This window comes from Neisseria sp. RH3002v2f, assembly GCF_014596375.1.
In the GTDB taxonomy this organism is placed as follows: Bacteria; Pseudomonadota; Gammaproteobacteria; order Burkholderiales; family Neisseriaceae; genus Neisseria; species Neisseria cinerea.
Map to the genome: position 1 here is coordinate 1 of NZ_MAYZ01000024.1, position 21,821 is coordinate 21,821.

Genomic DNA, 21,821 nt, shown 5'->3' on the forward strand with positions numbered 1-21,821 from the left:
AAATGAACATTTCGAGCAAGACCTTATCCCTTACACCGTCCGTTTCAGGCTCAATCAAATCCTTCCCGAACTCGACTGCCATTGGCAGGAAAATCTGACAGAAATCTTCAAAACACTTTCTCCCGAAGCCAGACAGGACGCCTGTACGCAAATCCTTTCCCGAAAAGGCATCGGCTACAATGAATCCGACGGTTCTTTCACTTGCCTTCCCAAAAAACGTATTTCGTTCGCATCGCTGGCGGCAGACATCCCCATCCCCGATCTCAAACGGCTGGCAGGGCATATCGCGGAACGCCTGAATATATTGGCGCAATGCGAATCGCCGATTGATATTGCCGACATTCTCGAAAGCGTGCTGTCCGTCATTAAAAACGTAAATACCGAGAATAAACGCGCACGGGAAAATTTCAAACAGATTCTGAAAACCGAATTCATCTACGCCGCTGCTGCAATATTGAAAAACAAAACCCAATGGGAAATCCCCGAAAACACCCGCAACCTCGATTCGGACATCATCTGTACCTATATCTGCGAAGTGTTCCTAAAATCGCACCTGCTCGGCAACAGTTTTCCGGTGATGCGCCCGCGCGAAGTGAAGCAGATGCCCGAACCGGTGTTTAACAAAGTATTGTTTGCCGAACAGCGCACCCGTCAGTTGGAAGTTATCCGAACATCGGAATACATCTTCGCCATCGCGCCGTACTACACTGATGACCTTCCGTTTTCCTTGCGCCGCTTCCTGTCGGAAGACAAGCTCTATACCAGCTACAACCGCTATTACACCGCCATCCACATCCCCGTCCGCAACATCACTCAGAATGATGCTCTGAGCTTTGCCAACGGTTTGAAACAGATTCTCTCGATGCAAGCCGGTGTGAGCTGGGAAATCATCGATATGATGGATAAGATGGAGGAAAACTACAATGAGAAAGTATTGCCGCTGCTGTTTTCGCCATTCCCCGCGCAAGTCGAACGCACGCAGGCGATTGCTGCCAGATTGGAAGAGTTCGAGCGGTTGTTGGGCGACACTGTCCTTGATCCGTTCTACTATTGTCTGACGCGCATGGCGAAGGGAGAGGAAGATTTAAGATATATTTATATCGCCTTCCGCCAGTCTTTCGGCGGCATCTTTAATTCGTTTGAAACCTTCCGCCTGCTGCCTGTGCTGTGGATGAACAGGGATGCGGAAAACATGTCCGACCGCATGAACGCCTATATTTCCGCAATGGAACACCGCAGCCGCGAGATATTGTCTATTCAAAAAAGGAAACCGGAAGAAGAGTTTTCCGGCAAGGTGAGTGCCTGCCTGAACGACTTGGAACGTTGTTTGGAAAAGTATTCCAAGCAGCTTGAGTTGGTCTCGGAAAGCATCGAAACCTGTACTGCCAAGCTGGAAGGCAAACCGTCGTTTTTCAACAGGCTTCTGAAAACCGGTGACAAGCTCCGTAGGCAGTTAGATGTGTTGCAGAAACAGTCGGCAACCATCCACAACGAAGCTTATATTGAGATGAACACGCTGCTTTACCGCCATCGAGAAGTGGTTTCCGTCCGTACCCGTAGGGCGGATTATGTAGAAAAGGGCAAAGAGCGGATTGCGCTGTTCCCGCGCGGCTTGAACGGCATCACCAAGCTGCCTGCTGCCGTTTTGCTGCCCGAGCGTTCCGATTGTTTTGATATGAAGGAAGTTTGGCAAATGTTTAATAGAATACCGAGGTAAGCGTATTGGCTGCCTGATAAAAATGCCGTCTGAAACGGAAGCGTTCAGACGGCATTGTTACATTTAGACGGCGAGCCGTTTATTTGAATTTGTAGGTATATTGCAGGCCGATGATGTCGGCTTTGTTTCTGAAATGTGCGGAAGACGCGCCTTTGCTGTCTACATCGCTGCCGCTTGCCTTCGCCGTGCGGTAGCTGGTGTCGTTGATGTGGATGTGGGTGTAGGCAGCATCGACGACGTGGTTTTTACCGATATTGTATTTCATGCCGGTGGAGAACCAGATGCGGTTGCCGTCGGGCAGGCTGTTCATACGGTAGTCGGCGTTGCGGACGGGCGATTTGTCAAAAGCGATACCGGCGCGCAGTTGCAGCGGTTCGCTGATTTGATAAGAACCGCCGAATCCGACTTTGTAGGTGTTGCGCCAGTTGGGGGTGATGGTGGTACGGTCGGATTTGCCTCTGATGACGGCTTTTTCGTTTTCAAAAACCAGTTCCGCCTTATTGAAGCGGCTGTGGCGCGTCCAAGTTACGTCGCCGAACAGGTCGGTTTTATCAGACACTTTGTACATGCCGTGTACGGACAAAGACTCAGGCGTTACGATTTTGACGCTGGCTTTTTCATTCGGCACATAACCGCGCGCCTCCAATAATTTTGCCGCCCATAACTGTTTCGCCATTGCACTGTCTGCCGCCCATTCGGCAGTGCCTTCGAGCGTGTGTGAAACTTTGGAACGGTAGTTCACGCCCACGCGCGCGCGGTCGTTGATGTCCCACATCCACGCCAGTTGGTAGCCGAAGCCCCAATCGCTGCCTTTGACATCGGCGTGTCCGTCGGCCTGAATGGCGGCTGCACCGGCGGGATTGGACGGTGTTGCTTTCAGCATTGCTGCTTTTTGCTGGATACCCCAGTCGGCATATTTACGTAGTTCGGCGGAAGTATGTTGGGCGATGATGCCTGCGCCGAAGGAGTGACGGTCGTTGAGTTTCCATGCGGCGACAGGTTCGACGGCGATGCTGGTCAGACCGAGTTTGTTGATGTTGTGGCGCAACACAGAATCTTTTTCGTATTCGGTGGCGGAGCCGAAGGGGACGTACACGCCCAAGCCCACGGTCAGGTCGTCGGTGGCTTTGTATGCGCCGTAGATGTGGGGCGCAACCGTGGTTTTGGTGATTTTGCCGCTTTTCGAACCTTGGACGGGAATACCGGTAAAGTCGGTGGCGGAATCTGCCTCATAACGAATGCTGGGCAATACGATGTTGGCGTTGACGGAAATCTGACTGCTGTCGAGTTTGGTCAGGCCGGCAGGGTTGTAGAAGATGGTCGATGCGTCGGCGGCTTCTGCGGCGGCGGCATTTGCCGTGCTTTGCGCATTGACCGACTGTGTGCCGAAGTGGTAGCCGGATGCATGGACGGATGCGGCGGCAAAGGCAGTGCCGAGCAGCAGGACGGTTTTTTTCAGTGTGGAAGGGGTCATTTCAGTTTCCGTAAAAAGGGCAGACAAATAAAAAAGGCAGTTAAATGCCTTGTTTCTCTTTAGTATAGACACTCAATTCTATACCACGTTGCCGAATTTGCACAATTCTTTCGGCTTCGCCGAAGCGTGCCGATTGGGTTGGTTTGCTGCGGAGGGCAAATAAGATGCCGTCTGAAACCCGGCGGCATCGGTTTCAGACGGCATGGTGTACGGCTCGGATTATCGGGTGCGCAATGTTTCGGCGGCGAGTCGGGTTCGGTCGGTTTGCGGTTTGTGTTGTCCGTATGGAATTTCCCTCGGTTCGGAATCTTATGGTTTGATTTTAAAAATGGTTTAAATGGGCGGACTGATGTTTTACCTGTATCGGTGCCGGTGTGGTGCGGCATGATGGTTCAAGCTGAATTTATTTTTGTTCGGCAGCCTGCACGGTCGGGTAAAATAAAGTTTTGAACAGCTGGACGGATGAAAAGATGTGGCGGCTTTTGAGTGCTTTGCCGATAGGCGTGGTATTGGCGGATTTGGTGTACGGTTTTGTATTGAATGTGTTGCAGGGTTTGGATTTGCAGCGTGCCGTGCCGGATTCTGAAGGCGTATTGGCCGTTACCCCCGATATTGCGTTCAACAGTTTGCAGATTGTTGCAAACGGAGGTATGTCGGCGGTGGTCGGCTTCGGGTTGGTGGTTTTGTTTTTGCTCAACCGTTCGGTGTTGCGGCGGCAGGTTTTGGAAATCGGAATATTCCGGACGTTGGGTTTGGTGGCGGTTTTGGCGTTTAGCGTGCCTTCGGTGTGGGAGTGGGCAAACGCGCTGTTGTCGCTGATGCGTGGCGTTGATGTGGTCAATACGGGTAATGCGCGCTATGTCCTGACAGCTTTGTGTATGCCGTGGCTGGCGGTGTTGTGCGTGGTCAGACTGTTTGGCTGGTATAGGCTGCAGACGGTTTCGGTCAGGGCTGCAAAGGCAGGCAACGTTGAAAAATAGAATGCATATTGTGAAATGCCGTCTGAAGCATCGGGGTTCAGACGGCATTTTTTAACGGCTGTGCCGGGTTTCGATACCGGTTTTGATTTCGCCGTAAATCCGGCTGCCGCCTTGTCCGGAAAAGGCGGTGCAGGCGGCAAGGGGCAACAGGGTGCAGATGAGGAGGAGTGTTTTCATTTGGGGTCGCAACGGAAGTGGTAGGCGTAGATTTCAAAACCGTTTTTGAAATACAGGCGGTGCGCGTCGGTACGGTCGTGGTTGACGTGGACGTTAAGGTGGATTTTGGTAACCCCTGTTTCCGCACCGATTTTCCGGACTTCTTCCAGCAGGCGGGAAGCATAACCTTTGCGGCGGCTTTGCGGCAGGGTAACGATGTCGTCGATATGGATATGTCGGCCGCTGGCGAGGTTGCAGGCTTCGTGGAAACCGCAGACGGCGACGGCATTGTGTTTGCCTTCTTCAAAAATACCCAGCAGGCGGTAGCCGGCGGGACGTTGGATTTTGTTGATCTGTTCGGTAAAACGGTTGATGTCGGTCAGCATGGAGCGCAGCACGCTTAAGGCGGCAAAGGCGGTGGACGTGTCTTCCGCACCGATTTCGCGCAAGGTGTAGGCTGCAACCGCGGCGGCGGTTTCTCGTGCTTTTTCGGCAGAATGTTTTTCTTCGATTGCTTGTGCCAACGGGATGTGTTCGGCTGCGGCTTCGTCTGCTTTTCCGTGTTCGCGTTCTTCGAGCAGTGCCTTGCAGTCGATGACGCGCAGGTCGTTGTCGGCGGCAAAGTCCATCAGGAAGCGGAACATCTGGGGATTGTCGGTTTCCAGTTTTTTATCGACGGCAACGCAGCGGATGTTGTCCACCAGCATGGGGCGCACCCATTTCGAATAGGAAAGCCTGTTGTCTTTGGTAAACGAGGACAGAATGCCGCACAGGCGTTCTGCCCAGTCGCTGGGACGGAAAATCTTGCCGGAACTCGTCGTACCGTGGATGACTACCTCGTAAGGGTTGCAGACTAACATGGCGGTTTCCTGAAAAGAAATGTCTGACCGGATTATACCTTATGCTTATGCGGGCGTGTTTGGATATGCCGTCTGAAAACCGTTTGATGTGCACGGTTGAAACTTTGCGGCGGCAAATGTGCGATAATACGCGGCGTATTGCCGCTTTCGGAAACACTCGGGCGGTGTGGACGCATAACCGGATGCCTGCTTGGCGCGGGTCTTTTACGGAGGAAGGGTGAAATGCCTAATCCGCTATATAAACAGCATGTTATTTCTATTTCTGATTTGACGCGGGAACAGCTCGAGCTGCTGCTTCAGACGGCATTGAAACTGAAGTCGGAGCCGCACGGCAACCTGTTGGAAGGGAAACTTATCGGTTCGTGCTTCTTTGAACCGTCCACGCGTACGCGCCTGTCGTTTGAAACGGCGGTACAGCGGCTGGGCGGCAAAGTTATCGGTTTCTCGGACGGCGCGAATACCAGTGCGAAAAAAGGCGAGACGCTTGCCGATACCGCCCGCATCATTTCCGGATATACCGATGCTATCATCCAGCGCCATCCCAAAGACGGCGCGGCGCGTGTGGCGGCGGAGTTTTCGCGTGTCCCCGTTATCAACGCCGGCGACGGCACGAACCAGCACCCCAGTCAGACGCTGCTCGACCTGGTTACCATTTATGAAACGCAGAGACGTTTGGACAACCTCAAAATCGCCATGGCGGGCGACTTGAAATACGGACGTACCGTGCATTCGCTTTGTCAGGCGTTGAAACGCTGGAATTGTGAATTTGCCTTTGTTTCGCCGCCCAGCCTGGCCATGCCCGACTATATTACCGAAGAGTTGGACGAAGCCGGCTGCCGATACCGTATCCTCGGCAGTTTGGAAGAAGCGGCGGAATGGGCGGATATCCTGTATATGACCCGTGTTCAACGCGAACGTTTCGACGAACAGGAATTTGCCAAAATCCAAGGCAAATTCAACCTCGAAGCGTCTATGCTCGCCCGCGCCAAACCGAACCTGCGCGTGCTGCACCCTTTGCCGCGTGTGGACGAAATCCATCCCGATGTCGATGCTACGCCGCATGCCTATTATTTCGAGCAGGCAACCAACGGCGTTTATGCGCGTATGGCGATATTGTCGCTGGTGTTGAACGAAGAAGTGTGAGGAACAGATATGGAAACCCCGAAACTCAGTGTCGAAGCCATTGAAAAAGGTACGGTGATCGACCATATTCCCGCCGGCAGGGGGCTGACCATCCTGCGCCAGTTCAAACTTTTGCACTACGGCAGTGCGGTAACCGTAGGCTTCAACCTGCCCAGTAAAACCCAGGGCAGCAAGGACATCATCAAAATCAACGGAGTATGGTTGGACGACAGTGCCGCTGACCGCCTTGCCCTGTTTGCACCCGAAGCAGTGGTTAATACTATCGACAATTTCAAGGTCGTGCAGAAACGGCATTTGAACCTGCCCGATGAAATTGCCGAAGTGTTCCGTTGCCCGAACACCAATTGCGCCAGCCACGGCGAGCCGGTCAAAAGCCGGTTTTATGTTAAAAATCAAAACGGGCAGACAAGGCTGAAATGCCATTACTGCGAAAAAACCTACAGCAGGGATTCGGTGGCGGAAGCCTGAAGAATTCCCGCAGCCCGGCGGCGGAATTTTGCCTGCCGCCATTTTGCCAACTTGAAATGGAATAATGATGCACGCTTCTATCCAAAGCCGCTTTGCACCGATATTGTATGTCTTGATTTTCTTTGCCGGTTTTTTAACCGCGCAGGTTTGGTTTAACCAAAAAGCCTATACCGGAGAGCTGTTCAGGCTGGTGGCCGTCATCTCCGCCATCGCGCTGGTATGGCTGGTGTGGGCCGTCGTCTCTGTTCGTTCGAAGGTTGCGGGGGAGAAGTTTTACCGTGAGAAAATGATACAGAACGAAAGCATCCATCCGGTTCTCCATGCTTCCTTGCAGCATTTGGAACATAAACCGCAGATGCTTGCCCTGCTGGTCAGGAACCACGGCAAAGGTATGGCGGAACAGGTCAGGTTTAAGGCGGAAGTGCTGCCTGACGATGAAGACGCGCGTGTGATTGCGGCCGAGTTGGCAAAAATGGACATGTTCACATTGGGCACGGATGCGGTTGCTTCGGGTGAAACCTACGGACGCGTGTTCGCCGATATTTTCGCATTGTCTGAAGCTTTGGAGGGGCGTGCGTTCAAAGGGGTGCTGAAACTGACTGCGGAATATAAAAACATCTTCGGCGATTCCTGCCGTTCGGAAACGGTGTTGGATTTGGAGGGGCTCAATCAGGCGTTGCAGGAGATTTCAAAAACATCGGAAAAGCCTAAGCGGATATTTTATTGAAGATGGAAAAATGCCGTCTGAAACGAAAGGTGTTTCAGACGGCATTTTTGTCGGATGATGAATTATTCGGAGCGGTCGAAGCCAACCTTCACACGGCTGCGGTCCGAATCCGGCATATTTTCCAAATCGCGTCCCGGATTGGCGGCGGTATCGCCTACGGAAATATCGGAGATGTTTTCCAGAATGATGGCGGACGACAGGTGTTCGGAGGTACGGTAAACCATTGCCAGGCTCACTTCTTCTGCAGGAGTGGAAATCAGCTCGACCGTATCTTTACTCTTGGGTGCTTGTGCCAAGTTGTTGGAGAGATCGACTTTCATAACCTTGTTGCGTTTGTAGAGGCTCAGTACCGTGCCTTTGTCCAATCCGTCCGCCTCGCCTTTGTCTATCGTAATGGTTTGGAACTGGCCGGCAACCTCCGTACCTTCAAATACGGAAACGATTTTTGCCTGAACCGGACGGGACGGCTCATGCGGTATCATGTTGAATTGGTCGGTGTTTTCCGGCATTTTCAACAGATAGTCTCCCTGCTGTATTTCAGAGATGGCGGTTTCTACCACCAGCGGCTGTATCGAATGGGTGCGCAGCGGAGTAATCGAAGGATGGACGCGGGTGTAGTATTCGTTGTCTTTCAACTGTTCCGCCGCCTGTTCGGAGCGTTGTTCGAGGGCGGTATCGGTATAGGGCAGGGAGCGTACGATGCCGCTGAATGCGACTTCTTGTCCGAGGAATTTACCCGTATCCGGATCGGTGATATTTTTATTGATACGGTAGGTCAGGTAGCGGCCCGGCTCTTGCAGCCCTTTAGTGTAAACACGGTCTCCTTTGGTATACATCATCCTGCTGTCGGGCCCGGCAACCAGTCGGGGCGCGGCGGCTGTCTCTTGGTGGGAAATGATTTGCGGATGCTGCATGAAGACGCGGTAGAAGTTGACATCGATAGCGGGAATACCGTATCCGGACACTTCTTTATTCGGACTCATTTTGACAACCGGGATGTTGTCTGTTTGTTCCAGGCTGAGGCGCGGTTCGCCGTTAACGTAGCGCAACACCAAAACCTGACCCGGATAAATCAGGTTAGGATTGTGGATTTGGCTGCGGTTTGCACCCCACAGGCGGCTCCATTGCCACGGGCTGTACAGGTATTTGCCGGAGATGCCCCACAGGGTGTCTCCCTGTTTGACTGTGTACCGTTGCGGCGCATTCGGACGCACCTTCAGATTTGCCGCCAAAGTTTGTGTCGAGAATACCATGCCTGCCATGCAGAGCAGGGTTATAATACGATGTTGCATAACCGTTCCCCTTATAACTGAATTTCGGTTTGTTTGTTTGATTGGGTTGGAAAGAGTGGCGGAGGTCTTTGTGGGACGTGCCGCATTACAATAAATTGTTTGTATTTTAACATTGAATTAACCATACCATCACGGTAATTGTGAAAAACAGGCAGCGTATCTGCCGACGGAAAGAGAAAATTATGGCTTTACTGAATATCCTCCAATATCCCGACGAGCGTCTGCACACGGTGGCAAAGCCTGTCGAACAAGTTGACGAGCGCATCCAAAAGCTGGTTGCCGATATGTTTGAAACCATGTACGAGGCGCGCGGTATCGGGCTGGCGGCGACGCAGGTCGATGTGCACGAGCGCATCGTCGTGATGGATTTGACCGAAGACCGCAGCGAGCCGCGCGTGTTCATCAACCCCGTCATTGTTGAGAAAGACGGCGAAACCACTTACGAAGAAGGTTGCCTGTCGGTGCCGGGTATTTACGACACCGTTACCCGCGCCGAAAGCGTCAAGGTTGAGGCTCTGAACGAAAAAGGCGAGAAATTCACGCTGGAGGCAGACGGATTATTGGCGATTTGCGTACAGCACGAGTTGGACCACCTGATGGGTATCGTATTTGTCGAACACCTTTCCCAGCTTAAGCAGGGTCGGATTAAGACCAAACTGAAAAAACGTCAGAAACATACGATTTGACCTGTTTTGCCATGCCGTCTGAACGCTGCGGCGTTTTCATACGGCATGGCATTATCCGACAACCTTACGCATACGCAGGAATATGCTATGAAAGTTATCTTTGCCGGCACGCCCGATTTTGCGGCTGCCGCCTTAAAAGCCATTGCCGCCGCCGGTTTTGAAGTCCCGCTGGTATTGACCCAGCCCGACCGTCCCAAAGGCCGCGGTATGCAGTTGACCGCATCGCCGGTCAAACAGGCTGCCTTGGAATTGGGTTTGACCGTGGTGCAGCCCGAAAAACTGCGCAACAACGCCGAAGCCCTGCAAATGCTCAAAGAGGTCGAGGCAGACGTAATGGTGGTTGCCGCGTATGGTTTGATTTTGCCGCAAGATGTGTTGGATACGCCGAAACACGGCTGCCTCAATATCCATGCTTCACTGTTACCCCGTTGGCGCGGCGCGGCGCCGATTCAACGAGCGATTGAAGCCGGCGATGCCGAGACGGGTGTGTGCATCATGCAGATGGACATCGGTTTGGACACCGGCGATGTGGTCAGCGAACACCGCTACGCCATTCAACCGACCGATACCGCCAACGAAGTGCATGACGCGCTGATGGGTTTGGGTGCCGAAGCGATTGTTGCCGACTTGCTGCATCTGCAGGCGGAAGGCCGTCTGAACGCGGTCAAACAGCCCGAAGAAGGTGTTACCTACGCCCAGAAATTGAGCAAAGAAGAAGCGCGTATTGATTGGAACGAAAGCGTGGCAGTGATTGAGCGCAAAATCCGCGCCTTCAACCCCGTACCTGCCGCATGGGTGGAGTATCAGGGCAAGCCGATGAAAATCTGGCGGGCGGAAGTCGTGGTGCAACAAGGCTGTGCGGGCGAAGTATTGTCCTGTTCCGCGGACGGTTTGGTTGTTGCCTGTGGCGAAAACGCGCTGAATATTACGGAATTGCAGCCTGCTGGCGGCAGACGTATGAATATTGCGGCGTTTGCTGCAGGACGGTCTATTGAAGCAGGGACAAAGCTGTAAATTCCTTCAGACGGCATCTTGAACCGCAAACGGGAATACCGTCCGGAAACCATCAGTTGAAGAAAGCGAATCACATAATATGAGCATGGCACTTGCCCAAAAACTTGCCGCCGACAGCATTGCGGCAGTTGCCGAAGGATGTAACCTTCAGGACGTGTTGGCGCAAATCCGCACCGCGCATCCCAACCTTACAGTACAGGAAAACGGCGCGTTGCAGGACATCGCCTACGGCTGTCAGCGTTATCTGGGCAGTTTGAAACATATGCTCGCGCAGATGCTGAAAAAACCGATTGACAACCCGCAGCTCGAAAGCCTGCTTTTGGCGGCGTTGTACCAGCTGCATTACACGCGCAACGCGCCCCATGCCGTGGTCAATGAGGCGGTGGAAAGCATCGCGAAAATCGGGCGCGGGCAGTACCGTTCGTTTGCAAACGCGATTTTGCGCCGCTTTTTGCGCGAACGCGATAAGCTTGCGGCTTCCTGTAAAAAAGACGATGTGGCGAAATACAACCTGCCGCTGTGGTGGGTGGCTTATTTGAAAAACCATTATCCGAAACACTGGCACAACATCACCGCTGCGCTGCAATCCCATCCGCCGATGACTTTGCGCGTCAACCGCCGACACGGCAATGCCGAAAGCTATTTGGAAAAACTGGCTGCGGAAGGTATTCCGGCCAGGGCGTTGGACGAATACGCCGTGATGTTAGAAGAAGCAGTGCCGGTGAACCGCCTGCCCGGTTTTTCAGACGGCATTGTTTCGGTACAGGACTTCGGCGCGCAGCAGGCGGCGTATCTTCTTAACCCGAAAGACGGCGAACGGATTTTGGATGCCTGCGCCGCTCCGGGCGGCAAGACGGGGCATATTTTGGAATTGGCGGATTGCCGTGTTACCGCCTTGGATATTGATGCAGGCCGTCTGAAACGGGTGGAAGACAATATCGCGCGCCTGGGTTTTCAGACGGCATCGACGGCGTGTGCCGATGCACAGGAACTGCCGGCATGGTATGATGGGAAACCGTTTGACGCCGTCCTTGCCGACGTGCCGTGTACTGCCTCGGGCGTGGCGCGGCGCAATCCCGACGTCAAATGGCTGCGCCGACCGACCGACGGCATGAAAACCGCCCGTCAGCAGGAAGCCCTGCTGGATGCATTGTGGCAGGTGCTGAAAAGCGGGGGAAGGATGTTGATCGCCACCTGTTCCGTGTTCGTCGAGGAAAACGACGGACAATTGCAAAAATTCCTCAACCGCCATGCCGATGCAGAACTGATCGAATCGCGGGTACTCTTACCGAACAAACACCAAGATGGCTTTTATTACGCGCTTATTCAAAAGCAGTAAATGGCTGATTGTGCCGCTGATGCTCCCCGCCTTTCAGAATGTGGCGGCGGAGGGGATAGATGTGAGTCGTGCCGAAGCGAGGATAACCGACGGCGGGCAGCTCTCAGTCAGCAGCCGTTTCCAAACCGAGCTGCCAGACCAGCTCAAACAGGCGTTGCGCCGGGGCGTGCCGCTTAATTTCACCTTGGGCTGGCAACTTTCCGCGCCTACTGTTGCCTCATACCGGTTTAAATTCGACCAATTAATCGGCGACGACAGCAATATTTATTACAAACTGACCTTCCATCCGTTGACCAACCGTTACCGTGTTACCGTCGGTGCATTTTCCACCGACTACGATACCTTGGATGCGGCATTGCGCGCAATCGGTGCGGTTGCCAACTGGAAAGTCCTGCATAAAGGCACGCTTTCCGGTACGGAGGCAAGGGAAACCAAGGCCGAAATCCGTCTGCTGTTGTCCACTTCAAAACTGCCGAAACCTTTCCAAATCAATGCATTGACTTCTAAAAACTGGCATTTGGATTCGGGTTGGAAACCTTTAAACATTCTTGGGAACAAATAATGCGCCGTTTTCTACTGATAGCAGCCATATGCGCCGTCGTCCTGTTGTACGGACTGACGGCGGCAACCGGCAGCACCAGTTCGCTGGCGGATTATTTCTGGTGGATTGTCTCGTTCAGCGCAATGCTGCTGCTGGTGTTGTCCGCCGTTTTGGCACGTTATGTCATATTGCTGTTGAAAGACAGGCGCAACGGCGTATTCGGTTCGCAGATTGCCAAACGTCTTTCCGGAATGTTCACGATGGTTGCCGTATTGCCCGGCGTGTTCCTATTCGGCATTTCCGCGCAGTTTATCAACGGGACGATTAATTCGTGGTTCGGTAACGACACTTACGAGGCGCTTGAACGCAGCCTCAATTTGAGCAAGTCCGCATTGAATCTGGCGGCAGACAATGCCCTCAGCAATGCCGTCCCCGTCCAGATAGACCTCATCAGCACTGCCTCCCTATCCGGCAATATGGGCAGAGTGCTGGAACATTATGCCGGCGGGTTTACCCAGTTGTCCCTTTACAATGCGGCAAGCGGTAAAATCGAAAAAAGCATCAATCCGCATAAGCTTGACCAGCCGTTTCCGGATAAGGAACATTGGGAGAAAATCCAACAGGCCGGTTCGGTCAGGAGCTTGGAAAGTATAGGCGGCGTATTATACGCGCAGGGCTGGCTGCTGGCGGGTACGTACAACGGACGCGATTATGCGCTGTTTTTCCGTCAGCCCATTCCCAAAGGCGTGGCAGAGGATGCCGTCTTAATCGAAAAGGCAAGGGCGAAATATGCTGAGTTGAGTTACAGCAAAAAGGGTTTGCAGACCTTCTTTCTGGCGACGCTGCTTGCCGCCTCGCTGCTGTCGATTTTCCTTGCCCTGGTGATGGCGCTGTATTTTGCCCGTCGTTTCGTCGAGCCCATCTTGTCGCTTGCCGAAGGGGCGAAGGCGGTCGCACAGGGCGATTTCAGCCAGATGCGCCCTGTACTGCGCAACGATGAGTTCGGGCGTTTGAGCAAGTTGTTCAACCATATGACCGAGCAGCTTTCCATTGCCAAGAAAGCGGACGAGCGCAATAGGAAGCGCGAAGAAGCCGCCAGGCATTATCTCGAATGCGTGTTGGAGAGCCTGACCACGGGTGTGGTGGTATTTGACGAAACAGGCCGTCTGAAAACCTTTAACAAAGCTGCAGAACATATCTTGAGTATGTCGCTCGTGCCGCTGTGGGGCAGCAACCGGCACGGTTGGCACGGCGTTTCGGTGCAGCATACCCTGCTTGCCGAAGTGTTTGATGCTATCGATGCGACAGCGGGTACGGACAAACCGGTTCAGGTGGGATATGCCGCTCCGGACGATGCCAAAATCCTGCTGGGTAAGGCAACGGTCCTGCCTGAAGACAACGACAACGGTGTGGTTATGGTCATAGACGACATCACCGTATTGATACACGCGCAAAAAGAAGCGGCGTGGGGCGAAGTGGCCAAACGGCTGGCACACGAAATCCGCAATCCGCTCACGCCCATCCAGCTTTCTGCCGAACGTCTGGCATGGAAATTGGACGGGAAACTGGATGAGCAGGATGCGCAAATCCTGGCACGTTCGACCGAAACCATCGTCAAACAGGTGGCGGCATTGAAGGAAATGGTCGAAGCATTCCGCAATTATGCGCGTTCCCCTTCGCTCAAATTGGAAAAACAGGATTTGAACGTATTGGTCGGCGATGTTTTGGCGTTGTATGAAGCCGGTCCGTGCCGGTTTGCGGCGGAGCTTGCCGGAGAACCGCTGATGGTGGCGGCTGATACGACCGCCATGCGGCAGGTGCTGCACAATATTTTCAAAAATGCCGCCGAGGCGGCAGAGGAAGCCGATATGCCCGAAGTCAGGGTAAAATCGGAGGCGGGGAGGGACGGACAGATTGTCCTGACGGTTTGCGACAACGGCAAGGGATTCGGCAAGGAAATGCTGCACAATGCTTTCGAGCCGTATGTGACGGATAAGCCGGCGGGAACGGGACTGGGTCTGCCCGTAGTGAAAAAAATCATTGAAGAACACGGCGGCCGCATCAGTTTGAGCAATCAGGATGCGGGTGGCGCGTGTGTCAGAATAATCTTGCCAAAAACGGTATAAATTTATGCGTAGCAGCGATATTTTAATTGTAGATGACGAAATCGGCATCCGTGACCTGCTGTCGGAAATCCTGCAGGACGAAGGTTATTCGGTCGCATTGGCTGAAAATGCCGAAGAGGCGCGCAAGCTGCGCCATCAGGTACGCCCGGCGATGGTGCTGCTGGATATTTGGATGCCGGATTGCGACGGTATTACCCTTTTGAAGGAATGGTCGAAAAACGGGCAGCTTAATATGCCGGTCGTCATGATGAGCGGGCATGCCAGCATCGACACAGCAGTGGAAGCCACCAAAATCGGTGCGCTCGACTTTTTGGAAAAACCGATTTCCCTGCAAAAGCTGCTGTCCACAGTCGAAAACGCGTTGAAGTACGGTGCGGCGCAAACCGAAACGGGGCCTGTATTCGACAAGCTGGGCAACAGTGCGGCGATTCAGGAAATGAACCGTGAGGTAGGTGCGGCGGTGAAACGTGCCTCTCCTGTACTTTTGACGGGCGAGGCGGGTTCACCGTTTGAAACGGTGGCACGCTATTTCCATAAAAACGGTACGCCGTGGGTGAGTCCGGCAAGGGTCGAATATCTGATTGATATGCCGACGGAACTGTTGCAGAAGGCTGAAGGCGGTGTTTTATATGTGGGCGATATTGCCCAATACAGCCGCAACATCCAAGCCGGCATTGCCTTTATTGTCGGCAAGGCGGAACACAGCCGCGTCAGGGTGATTGCTTCGTGCAGCCACGCGGCAGGTTCAGACGGCATTTCATGTGAAGAAAAATCGGCCGGGCTTTTTTCGGAATCGGTCGTCCGTATTCCTCCCCTGCGTATGCAGCATGAAGACATTCCCTTCCTGATACAGGGGATTGCCTGCAATGTGGCGGAAAGCCAAAAGATTGCGCCCGCCTCATTCAGTGAAGATGCGCTTGCCGCATTGACCCGTTATGAATGGCCGGGAAATTTCGACCAGTTGGGCAGTGTCGTTGCAACGCTGTTGTTGGAGGCGGACGGGCAGGAAATCGGTGCGGCGGCGGTTTCTTCCCTTTTAGGTCGGGGCGTGCATGAGGACGGCACGGAAAATATGGTGGGCGGGTTCAATTTCAACCTGCCGCTGCGCGAATTGAGGGAAGAATTGGAGCGGCGTTATTTCGAGTACCACATTGCCCAAGAAGGTCAGAATATGAGCAAAGTGGCACAGAAGGTCGGGTTGGAACGTACCCACCTCTACCGCAAGCTCAAGCAGCTCGGTATCGGCATTTCCCGCCGTGCGGGTGAAAAAGCCGAAGAGTAGGTGCAAACCGCCGGTTTTCAGATTGCAGGGCTTCCGTTTTCAGACGGCATTTGGAGCAAATGCCGTCTGAAATCATAAGGGGACAGATTTCATGACAGAGAACGAACGTTTCGCATGGTTGCAGCTGGCTTTTACGCCCTATATCGGTGCGGAAAGTTTCTTGCTGCTGCTGCACCATTTCGGCAGTGCGCAAAATGCCTTGTCCGCACCGGCGGAACAGGTGGCGGCACTGATACGGCACAAACAGGCGCTTGAGGCTTGGCGCGGCGGCGACAAACGTACTGCGGCACGGCAGGCCGCCGAAGCGGCATTGGAATGGGAAATGCGGGACGGATGCCGTCTGCTGCTACTGCGGGATGATGATTTTCCTGAAATGCTGACTCAGGGTATAACCGCGCCGCCGGTTTTGTTTTTGCGCGGCAACGTGCAACTGCTGCACAAACCTTCCGCCGCCATCGTCGGCAGCCGTCATGCCACGCCGCAGGCAATGCGGATTGCCAAAGATTTCGGCAAGTCGTTGGGCGGGCAAAATATCCCCGTTGTGTCAGGTATGGCTTCCGGTATCGATACTGCCGCCCATCAGGGCGCACTGGAGGCAGAAGGCGGCACCATCGCCGTGTGGGGGACGGGTATAGACCGCATTTACCCGCCGTCCAATAAAAACCTTGCCTATGAAATCGCCGAAAAAGGATTGATTGTCAGCGAGTTTCCCATCGGTACGCGGCCGTATGCCGGCAATTTTCCGCGCCGCAACCGCCTGATTGCCGCCCTGTCGCAAGTAACGCTGGTGGTTGAAGCCGCGTTGGAATCCGGTTCGCTGATTACTGCCAGATTGGCGGCGGAGATGGGGCGCGAAGTGATGGCGGTACCCGGCTCGATAGACAATCCACACAGTAAAGGCTGCCACAAACTGATTAAAGACGGCGCAAAATTGGTGGAATGCCTGGACGACATCCTTCATGAGTGTCCGCGGCTCTTGCAAAATGAGGGTGCTTCATCATATTCTATAAATAAAGGAATACCTGAAAAGCGCATCACTGCCGTTCAGACGGCATCCGACCAGCCGTTTTCGTCTGAAGGCAAAATGCCGTCTGAAAAGACGGAGAACCGACCCATCGGCGGCGGTATCTTGGACAGGATGGGTTTCGACCCGGTTCATCCCGATGTGCTTGCCGAGCAGTTGGGTATGCCTGCCGCAGACTTATACGCCGAACTGTTGGAATTGGAACTGGACGGCAGCATTGCCGCCATGCCCGGCGGAAGATACCAGCGTATCCAAACCTGAACGCATAATTTAAGGAACATGAATGACCGAAGTCATTGCCTACCTCATCGAACATTTCCAAGATTTCGATACCTGTCCGCCGCCCGAAGATTTGGGTCTGCTGCTCGAAGAAGCGGGTTTCGATACCATGGAAATCGGCAACACCTTGATGATGATGGAAGTACTGCTCAACAGCTCGGAATTTTCAGTCGAACCTGCCGACAGCAGCGCATTACGCGTATACAGCAAAGATGAAACCGACAACCTGCCGCAGGAAGTGATGGGGCTGATGCAGTATCTGATTGAAGAAAAAGCCGTAAGCTGCGAACAGCGGGAAATCATCATTCACGCGCTCATGCACATTCCGGGCGACGAAATTACCGTAGATACCGCCAAAGTGCTGACCCTGCTGCTTTTATGGGCAAACAAGAGCGAGCTGCCCGTGTTGGTCGGCGACGAGCTGATGAGCGCACTCTTGCTCGATAACAAACCTACTATGAACTGAAACAGGTTCAGACGGCATTATCCTGATAATATGCCGTCTGAAATACCGGAACCGAGACATTTATTACCAGAGGAAACACATGGCGAAAAACCTATTAATCGTCGAGTCCCCATCCAAAGCCAAAACCCTGAAAAAATATTTGGGCGGCGATTTTGAAATCCTCGCGTCCTACGGACATGTCCGCGACCTTGTTCCCAAAAGCGGCGCGGTCAATCCGGATCAGGATTTCGCCATGAAATACGAGCTGATAAAACGCAACGCCAAACACGTCGATGCCATCGTCGCCGGAGCCAAAGAAGCCGAAAACATCTACCTCGCAACCGACCCGGATAGGGAAGGCGAAGCGATTTCCTGGCACCTTTTGGAAATCCTCAAATCCAAACGCGGCCTGAAAAACATTAAGCCGCAGCGTGTCGTGTTCCACGAAATCACCAAAAACGCCGTACTCGATGCGGTTGCTCATCCGCGCGAAATTGAAATGGACTTGGTCGATGCACAACAAGCCCGTCGCGCTTTGGACTATTTGGTCGGTTTCAACCTCTCGCCATTGTTGTGGAAAAAAATCCGCCGAGGTTTGAGCGCAGGCCGTGTACAAAGCCCTGCTTTGCGCCTGATTTGCGAACGTGAAAACGAAATCCGCGCGTTTGAAGCGCAGGAATATTGGACGGTGCATCTCGACAGCCACAAAGGCCGCAGCAAGTTTACCGCCAAACTCGCCCAATACAACGGCGCGAAACTCGAACAATTCGACCTGCCGAACGAGGCCGCGCAAGCCGATGTGTTGAAAGAACTCGAAGGCAAAGAGGCCGTCGTTACCGCCATTGAAAAGAAAAAACGCAGCCGCAATCCTGCCGCGCCGTTCACCACATCCACCATGCAGCAGGATGCCGTGCGCAAACTCGGCTTCACCACTGACCGCACCATGCGTACCGCCCAACAGCTTTATGAAGGTATAGACGTAGGGCAGGGCGCCATCGGTCTGATTACCTATATGCGTACCGACAGCGTGAATTTGGCCGATGAAGCGTTAACCGAAATCCGCCATTACATCGAAAACAAAATCGGCAAAGAATATCTGCCAAGTTTGGCCAAGCAGTACAAAACCAAATCCAAAAACGCCCAAGAAGCCCACGAAGCAATCCGCCCGACTTCCGTGTACCGCACGCCCGAAAGCGTCAAACCTTTCCTGAGCGCAGACCAGTTCAAACTCTATCAGATGATTTGGCAGCGTACCGTCGCCTGTCAGATGACACCCGCCAAATTCGACCAAACCACCGTCGATATTACCGTCGGCAAAGGCGTGTTCCGCGTAACCGGGCAAGTGCAAACCTTCGCAGGCTTTCTCAGCGTTTACGAAGAAAGCAGCGACGATGAAGAAGGCGAAGACAGCAAAAAACTGCCTGAAATGAGCGAAGGCGACAAATTGTCCGTGGACAAACTCTACGGCGAACAACACTTTACCACTCCGCCGCCGCGCTACAACGAAGCCACACTGGTTAAAGCCCTCGAAGAATACGGCATCGGCCGCCCCTCGACCTACGCCAGCATCATCTCCACGCTCAAAGACCGCGAATACGTTACCCTTGAGCAAAAACGCTTCATGCCCACCGACACAGGCGACATCGTCAATAAATTCCTGACCGAACACTTCGCCCAATACGTCGATTACCACTTCACTGCCAAACTTGAAGACCAGCTTGACGAAATTGCCGACGGCAAACGCCAATGGATTCCGGTTATGGATAAATTCTGGAAGCCGTTTATCAAGCAAGTGGAAGAAAAAGAGGGCATCGAACGCGCCAAATTTACCACGCAGGAACTTGACGAAACCTGCCCGAAATGCGGCGAACACAAACTGCAAATCAAGTTCGGCAAAATGGGTCGTTTCGTCGCGTGTGCCGGTTATCCCGAGTGCAGCTACACCCGCAACGTTAACGAAACTGCCGAAGAAGCCGCCGAGCGCATCGCCAAAGCCGAAGCTGAACAGGCGGAACTTGACGGGCGCGAGTGCCCGAAATGCGGCGGTCGCCTAGTGTACAAATACAGCCGCACCGGCAGCAAATTCATCGGCTGCGCCAATTACCCTAAATGCAAACACGTCGAGCCGCTGGAAAAACCGAAAGACACCGGCGTCCAATGCCCGCAATGTAAAAAAGGCAACCTCGTCGAGCGTAAATCCCGCTACGGCAAACTGTTTTACAGTTGCAGCACCTATCCCGACTGTAACTACGCCACCTGGAACCCTCCCGTCGCCGAAGAATGCCCGAACTGTCATTGGCCGGTTTTAACTATCAAAACCACCAAACGCTGGGGCGTGGAAAAAGTCTGTCCGCAAAAAGAATGCGGCTGGAAAGAACAAATCGAACCGCCTGCACCGAAAGAGTGAAGCGGTTGGGATTGAGATGAAAGAAATGCCGTCTGAAAACTTTTCAGACGGCATTTTGTTTATCAGAATAGACTACTTTGGATATCCTGGCTCGATGAAGAAGTTGTCGTTTTTTCAACTTCTTGTAAAATTTGATTTATTGCATCTTCAGGCTGATGAGGATTAATCACAAGCGTTGTTTTATCCTTAATTAATTCACGATTTAAATCGTATTTGGGGTTTTCTTTGTTGTTTTCATCATAAATAACAGCCCGTGATATCCCATACTGTTTTGCTTTCTCAAGTGCATGGCGTGAGCCACTATCAATTTTTTTGCTTTTTTTATCAATGCTTTCAGGTGTGTAACTGGCACTTAAAATAACAGCATCACTAAACAGTGCCTGCAGACGGTCTCGCTTAATAAAACGGCTAATAAGTTCATTATGATTTTTTGGCGGTTCATAATATTCAGTAATCAACAATCCATCGTTTGATGCAATTTCTTCTGCTAAATCTCGATTGCTAGCAGGTAAAATATCCGTTAACGGACTTGGTAAAACGGCAACGGTTGCACCTGATGATAGTAGTGCCTGTTTGTGTGCCACTGTATCACAGCCCACCGCTAGTCCACTAACAATAACGGCGTTTTTTTCCACTAATTTTTGAACAACTTTTCTTTCATCATTACAAGTATGGTCATCTGGATTTAATAAACCAATAACTGCAACATTGGAATTTTTTTTACTGAGAAGTAACAAGTCACCTTTATAAAATAAGACAACAGGTTTGTCACTGTCGGGTACATTACCACGAATTAATGGGAAGTCAGGCTCTCCTATGGCAGTAACACCATCACAGTAATTTTCAATCCCAATAAACTTTTGTTCGATTTGTTTTCTTACTCTTATAAAAGTTTCATTTGTTGCTTGTTCTTCTTTAGAAAGCTTGTTATTTAGTAAAGTTACAATTTCTTCGTATGGGGGGCGATGACTTAAGTTTCGTATAATCCATGCGTTTCCGATGCCGTTAAATTCTAAAGTAGTTAATATATTCAAGCTATGTTCTGTATATTTCATGAGAAGTTCCTGTTTGTTTTTTATAAGTTAAAACAAATTGTTCAAATAAAATCGGAAATATCTAGTAGACCTAGGTTTTTTAGGTCTTCTAGGTCTTCAGTATTTACGTTATCCTCTAAGCGGGATTTGGTTCGGGCAATAGTGAATAGGACTACTTTTTCTGCACCTTTATCCAATAAAGCCTGTATGCAGTCTTCATCAACATTAACCGTTTTGGTGTAAATATCATCAATAAGTAAAATACGTTTTCCTCGGATTTCATCTGACAAAGAACAAGTATCCATCGTTATGCCCGGGTAGGGTAAATCCCCATCTCCACCATGACCTGATTTATTCAAATGAGTTGTACGAGTATCCGTATGTCGAATAATATAGTCAGAACCATCAAAACATGAAACCTCACAAGACATCTCACTGTATTTTGATTGGATTGCAGTAATTATTTTGCGAATAACCTCTAAGAAAAATAATTGATTATCCCGATAAGAAGACCTTGCTTTAGAACGTGGAACAACACAGATCGTATTGAGATTTTCTTCTTTAAGAAGCTTTAGTATTTGATGATAGAATGGAAGAAGTTCGTGTACAGCATCAGATAACTGTTTTCCGGTAGCCGTTGCATAGGTATTTTTAAATGTAACAAGGAAATCAGGATTCCCTGGGTTACGAAATTTGGTATAGTCTAAGCAATAGTATGCATCAATATTTGTTTGCAGGAAGCGCAGGAAGCGATCTTTCTGAATAATATGATGCTTAAGAGGAAGGTTATTATCTGGATAATCTTTAATAAAATCGTGAACAGGCAT

The 21,821-nt window shown here is 51.9% G+C and carries 22 protein-coding genes; 14 read left to right on the forward strand and 8 right to left on the reverse strand.

Annotated features, from left to right (window positions below; genetic code table 11):
- On the forward strand, window positions 1-1,717 hold a 1,717-nt coding region (locus tag BBW69_RS08000), incomplete at its 5' end, for a hypothetical protein (RefSeq protein ID WP_223169984.1).
- Between the two features lie 79 nt (window positions 1,718-1,796).
- Here BBW69_RS08000 and BBW69_RS08005 read toward each other — a convergent pair.
- Together BBW69_RS08005 and BBW69_RS10060 are read right to left on the reverse strand one after the other, a co-directional pair.
- Window positions 1,797-3,191 (reverse strand): OmpP1/FadL family transporter, encoded by a 1,395-nt coding sequence (locus BBW69_RS08005; RefSeq protein WP_188210986.1) that lies wholly within the window; start codon window positions 3,189-3,191, stop codon window positions 1,797-1,799.
- Window positions 3,192-3,269: 78 nt separating this feature from the next.
- The gene (locus tag BBW69_RS10060; protein ID WP_255489363.1) at window positions 3,270-3,395 is read right to left on the reverse strand and encodes a hypothetical protein; all 126 of its coding nucleotides are present in this window, start codon (window positions 3,393-3,395) and stop codon (window positions 3,270-3,272) included.
- A 266-nt stretch (window positions 3,396-3,661) separates the two neighbouring features.
- Here BBW69_RS10060 and BBW69_RS08010 point away from each other — a divergent pair, with 266 nt between their 5' ends.
- Window positions 3,662-4,171, forward strand: a complete 510-nt coding sequence (locus BBW69_RS08010) for a hypothetical protein (protein ID WP_107859626.1) — start codon at window positions 3,662-3,664, stop codon at window positions 4,169-4,171.
- Between the two features lie 51 nt (window positions 4,172-4,222).
- Here the strand turns inward: BBW69_RS08010 and BBW69_RS10065 are convergent, their stop codons facing one another.
- The 3 genes from BBW69_RS10065 to BBW69_RS08020 are packed head-to-tail and all read right to left on the reverse strand — an operon-like array spanning window position 4,223 to window position 5,363.
- On the reverse strand, window positions 4,223-4,348 hold the full coding sequence (locus BBW69_RS10065) for a hypothetical protein (protein ID WP_255489364.1): 126 nt from the start codon (window positions 4,346-4,348) through the stop codon (window positions 4,223-4,225).
- Window positions 4,345-5,187 (reverse strand): GNAT family N-acetyltransferase, encoded by an 843-nt coding sequence (locus BBW69_RS08015; RefSeq protein WP_188210987.1) that lies wholly within the window; start codon window positions 5,185-5,187, stop codon window positions 4,345-4,347. Before BBW69_RS08015 ends, BBW69_RS10065 begins: the two co-directional genes overlap by 4 nt.
- A 32-nt stretch (window positions 5,188-5,219) precedes the next feature.
- A complete protein-coding gene (locus BBW69_RS08020; RefSeq protein WP_159068921.1) occupies window positions 5,220-5,363 on the reverse strand; it encodes a hypothetical protein in 144 nt (47 codons plus the stop codon).
- 46 nt (window positions 5,364-5,409) lie between these two features.
- Between BBW69_RS08020 and pyrB the strand changes: the two genes are divergently transcribed.
- From pyrB to BBW69_RS08035, 3 genes are all read left to right on the forward strand, one after another.
- On the forward strand, window positions 5,410-6,330 hold the full coding sequence (gene pyrB, locus BBW69_RS08025) for an aspartate carbamoyltransferase (protein WP_188210988.1): 921 nt from the start codon (window positions 5,410-5,412) through the stop codon (window positions 6,328-6,330).
- A gap of 9 nt (window positions 6,331-6,339) precedes the next feature.
- On the forward strand, window positions 6,340-6,798 hold the full coding sequence (gene pyrI / locus BBW69_RS08030) for an aspartate carbamoyltransferase regulatory subunit (protein WP_107859623.1): 459 nt from the start codon (window positions 6,340-6,342) through the stop codon (window positions 6,796-6,798).
- Between the two features lie 67 nt (window positions 6,799-6,865).
- Window positions 6,866-7,525 (forward strand): hypothetical protein, encoded by a 660-nt coding sequence (locus BBW69_RS08035; protein ID WP_188211043.1) that lies wholly within the window; start codon window positions 6,866-6,868, stop codon window positions 7,523-7,525.
- 62 nt (window positions 7,526-7,587) lie between these two features.
- On the opposite strand, the gene BBW69_RS08040 is transcribed toward BBW69_RS08035, so the two are convergent.
- Complete coding sequence (locus BBW69_RS08040; protein WP_188210989.1) at window positions 7,588-8,817, reverse strand: LysM peptidoglycan-binding domain-containing protein; 1,230 nt, start codon at window positions 8,815-8,817, stop codon at window positions 7,588-7,590.
- A 182-nt stretch (window positions 8,818-8,999) separates the two neighbouring features.
- Here BBW69_RS08040 and def point away from each other — a divergent pair, with 182 nt between their 5' ends.
- The 9 genes from def to topA all read left to right on the forward strand — a co-directional run bounded on the left by def (window position 9,000) and on the right by topA (window position 19,960).
- The gene (gene def / locus BBW69_RS08045) at window positions 9,000-9,503 is read left to right on the forward strand and encodes a peptide deformylase (protein ID WP_003677952.1); all 504 of its coding nucleotides are present in this window, start codon (window positions 9,000-9,002) and stop codon (window positions 9,501-9,503) included.
- Between the two features lie 87 nt (window positions 9,504-9,590).
- Window positions 9,591-10,517, forward strand: a complete 927-nt coding sequence (fmt, locus tag BBW69_RS08050) for a methionyl-tRNA formyltransferase (protein ID WP_188210990.1) — start codon at window positions 9,591-9,593, stop codon at window positions 10,515-10,517.
- Between the two features lie 79 nt (window positions 10,518-10,596).
- Window positions 10,597-11,856 (forward strand): 16S rRNA (cytosine(967)-C(5))-methyltransferase RsmB, encoded by a 1,260-nt coding sequence (gene rsmB, locus BBW69_RS08055; RefSeq protein ID WP_188210991.1) that lies wholly within the window; start codon window positions 10,597-10,599, stop codon window positions 11,854-11,856.
- Window positions 11,822-12,418 carry a DUF4390 domain-containing protein gene (locus BBW69_RS08060; RefSeq protein ID WP_188210992.1) on the forward strand — a complete coding sequence of 199 codons (597 nt, stop codon included), beginning with the start codon at window positions 11,822-11,824 and terminating at the stop codon, window positions 12,416-12,418. Before rsmB ends, BBW69_RS08060 begins: the two co-directional genes overlap by 35 nt.
- Entirely contained in the window at window positions 12,418-14,523 is a 2,106-nt protein-coding gene (locus BBW69_RS08065) for a PAS domain-containing sensor histidine kinase (protein WP_188210993.1), read from the forward strand. The genes BBW69_RS08060 and BBW69_RS08065 overlap by 1 nt, the downstream gene beginning before the upstream one ends.
- A 4-nt stretch (window positions 14,524-14,527) precedes the next feature.
- Window positions 14,528-15,805, forward strand: coding sequence for a sigma-54 dependent transcriptional regulator (locus tag BBW69_RS08070; protein ID WP_188210994.1), 1,278 nt, complete (start codon window positions 14,528-14,530; stop codon window positions 15,803-15,805).
- 91 nt (window positions 15,806-15,896) lie between these two features.
- Window positions 15,897-17,090: a DNA-processing protein DprA gene (gene dprA, locus BBW69_RS08075; protein ID WP_188210995.1), complete on the forward strand. Its 1,194-nt coding sequence runs from the start codon at window positions 15,897-15,899 to the stop codon at window positions 17,088-17,090.
- Window positions 17,091-17,112: 22 nt separating this feature from the next.
- Window positions 17,113-17,574: a DUF494 domain-containing protein gene (locus tag BBW69_RS08080; RefSeq protein WP_108044376.1), complete on the forward strand. Its 462-nt coding sequence runs from the start codon at window positions 17,113-17,115 to the stop codon at window positions 17,572-17,574.
- A 79-nt stretch (window positions 17,575-17,653) separates the two neighbouring features.
- Window positions 17,654-19,960: a type I DNA topoisomerase gene (gene topA, locus BBW69_RS08085; protein ID WP_188210996.1), complete on the forward strand. Its 2,307-nt coding sequence runs from the start codon at window positions 17,654-17,656 to the stop codon at window positions 19,958-19,960.
- A 62-nt stretch (window positions 19,961-20,022) separates the two neighbouring features.
- On the opposite strand, the gene BBW69_RS08090 is transcribed toward topA, so the two are convergent.
- Together BBW69_RS08090 and BBW69_RS08095 are read right to left on the reverse strand one after the other, a co-directional pair.
- A complete protein-coding gene (locus BBW69_RS08090) occupies window positions 20,023-21,015 on the reverse strand; it encodes a DNA-processing protein DprA (protein ID WP_188210997.1) in 993 nt (330 codons plus the stop codon).
- A 41-nt stretch (window positions 21,016-21,056) separates the two neighbouring features.
- On the reverse strand, window positions 21,057-21,821 hold the full coding sequence (locus tag BBW69_RS08095; RefSeq protein ID WP_188210998.1) for a ComF family protein: 765 nt from the start codon (window positions 21,819-21,821) through the stop codon (window positions 21,057-21,059).

Bases quoted from the DNA above. Each gene is read 5' to 3' on its own strand.
- BBW69_RS08010 (WP_107859626.1), top strand. From the start codon at position 3,662: ATGTGGCGGCTTTTGAGTGCTTTGCCGATAGGCGTGGTATTGGCGGAT.
- BBW69_RS08015 (WP_188210987.1), bottom strand. From the start codon at position 5,187: ATGTTAGTCTGCAACCCTTACGAGGTAGTCATCCACGGTACGACGAGT.
- dprA (WP_188210995.1), top strand. From the start codon at position 15,897: ATGACAGAGAACGAACGTTTCGCATGGTTGCAGCTGGCTTTTACGCCC.
- BBW69_RS08070 (WP_188210994.1), top strand. From the start codon at position 14,528: ATGCGTAGCAGCGATATTTTAATTGTAGATGACGAAATCGGCATCCGT.
- BBW69_RS08020 (WP_159068921.1), bottom strand. From the start codon at position 5,363: ATGCGTCCACACCGCCCGAGTGTTTCCGAAAGCGGCAATACGCCGCGT.
- topA (WP_188210996.1), top strand. From the start codon at position 17,654: ATGGCGAAAAACCTATTAATCGTCGAGTCCCCATCCAAAGCCAAAACC.
- pyrB (WP_188210988.1), top strand. From the start codon at position 5,410: ATGCCTAATCCGCTATATAAACAGCATGTTATTTCTATTTCTGATTTG.
- BBW69_RS08080 (WP_108044376.1), top strand. From the start codon at position 17,113: ATGACCGAAGTCATTGCCTACCTCATCGAACATTTCCAAGATTTCGAT.
- BBW69_RS08060 (WP_188210992.1), top strand. From the start codon at position 11,822: ATGGCTTTTATTACGCGCTTATTCAAAAGCAGTAAATGGCTGATTGTG.
- BBW69_RS10060 (WP_255489363.1), bottom strand. From the start codon at position 3,395: ATGCCGTCTGAAACCGATGCCGCCGGGTTTCAGACGGCATCTTATTTG.
- BBW69_RS08090 (WP_188210997.1), bottom strand. From the start codon at position 21,015: ATGAAATATACAGAACATAGCTTGAATATATTAACTACTTTAGAATTT.
- def (WP_003677952.1), top strand. From the start codon at position 9,000: ATGGCTTTACTGAATATCCTCCAATATCCCGACGAGCGTCTGCACACG.
- pyrI (WP_107859623.1), top strand. From the start codon at position 6,340: ATGGAAACCCCGAAACTCAGTGTCGAAGCCATTGAAAAAGGTACGGTG.
- BBW69_RS08040 (WP_188210989.1), bottom strand. From the start codon at position 8,817: ATGCAACATCGTATTATAACCCTGCTCTGCATGGCAGGCATGGTATTC.
- BBW69_RS08035 (WP_188211043.1), top strand. From the start codon at position 6,866: ATGCACGCTTCTATCCAAAGCCGCTTTGCACCGATATTGTATGTCTTG.
- BBW69_RS08095 (WP_188210998.1), bottom strand. From the start codon at position 21,821: ATGCCTGTTCACGATTTTATTAAAGATTATCCAGATAATAACCTTCCT.
- BBW69_RS08005 (WP_188210986.1), bottom strand. From the start codon at position 3,191: ATGACCCCTTCCACACTGAAAAAAACCGTCCTGCTGCTCGGCACTGCC.
- BBW69_RS08065 (WP_188210993.1), top strand. From the start codon at position 12,418: ATGCGCCGTTTTCTACTGATAGCAGCCATATGCGCCGTCGTCCTGTTG.
- fmt (WP_188210990.1), top strand. From the start codon at position 9,591: ATGAAAGTTATCTTTGCCGGCACGCCCGATTTTGCGGCTGCCGCCTTA.
- BBW69_RS10065 (WP_255489364.1), bottom strand. From the start codon at position 4,348: ATGAAAACACTCCTCCTCATCTGCACCCTGTTGCCCCTTGCCGCCTGC.
- rsmB (WP_188210991.1), top strand. From the start codon at position 10,597: ATGAGCATGGCACTTGCCCAAAAACTTGCCGCCGACAGCATTGCGGCA.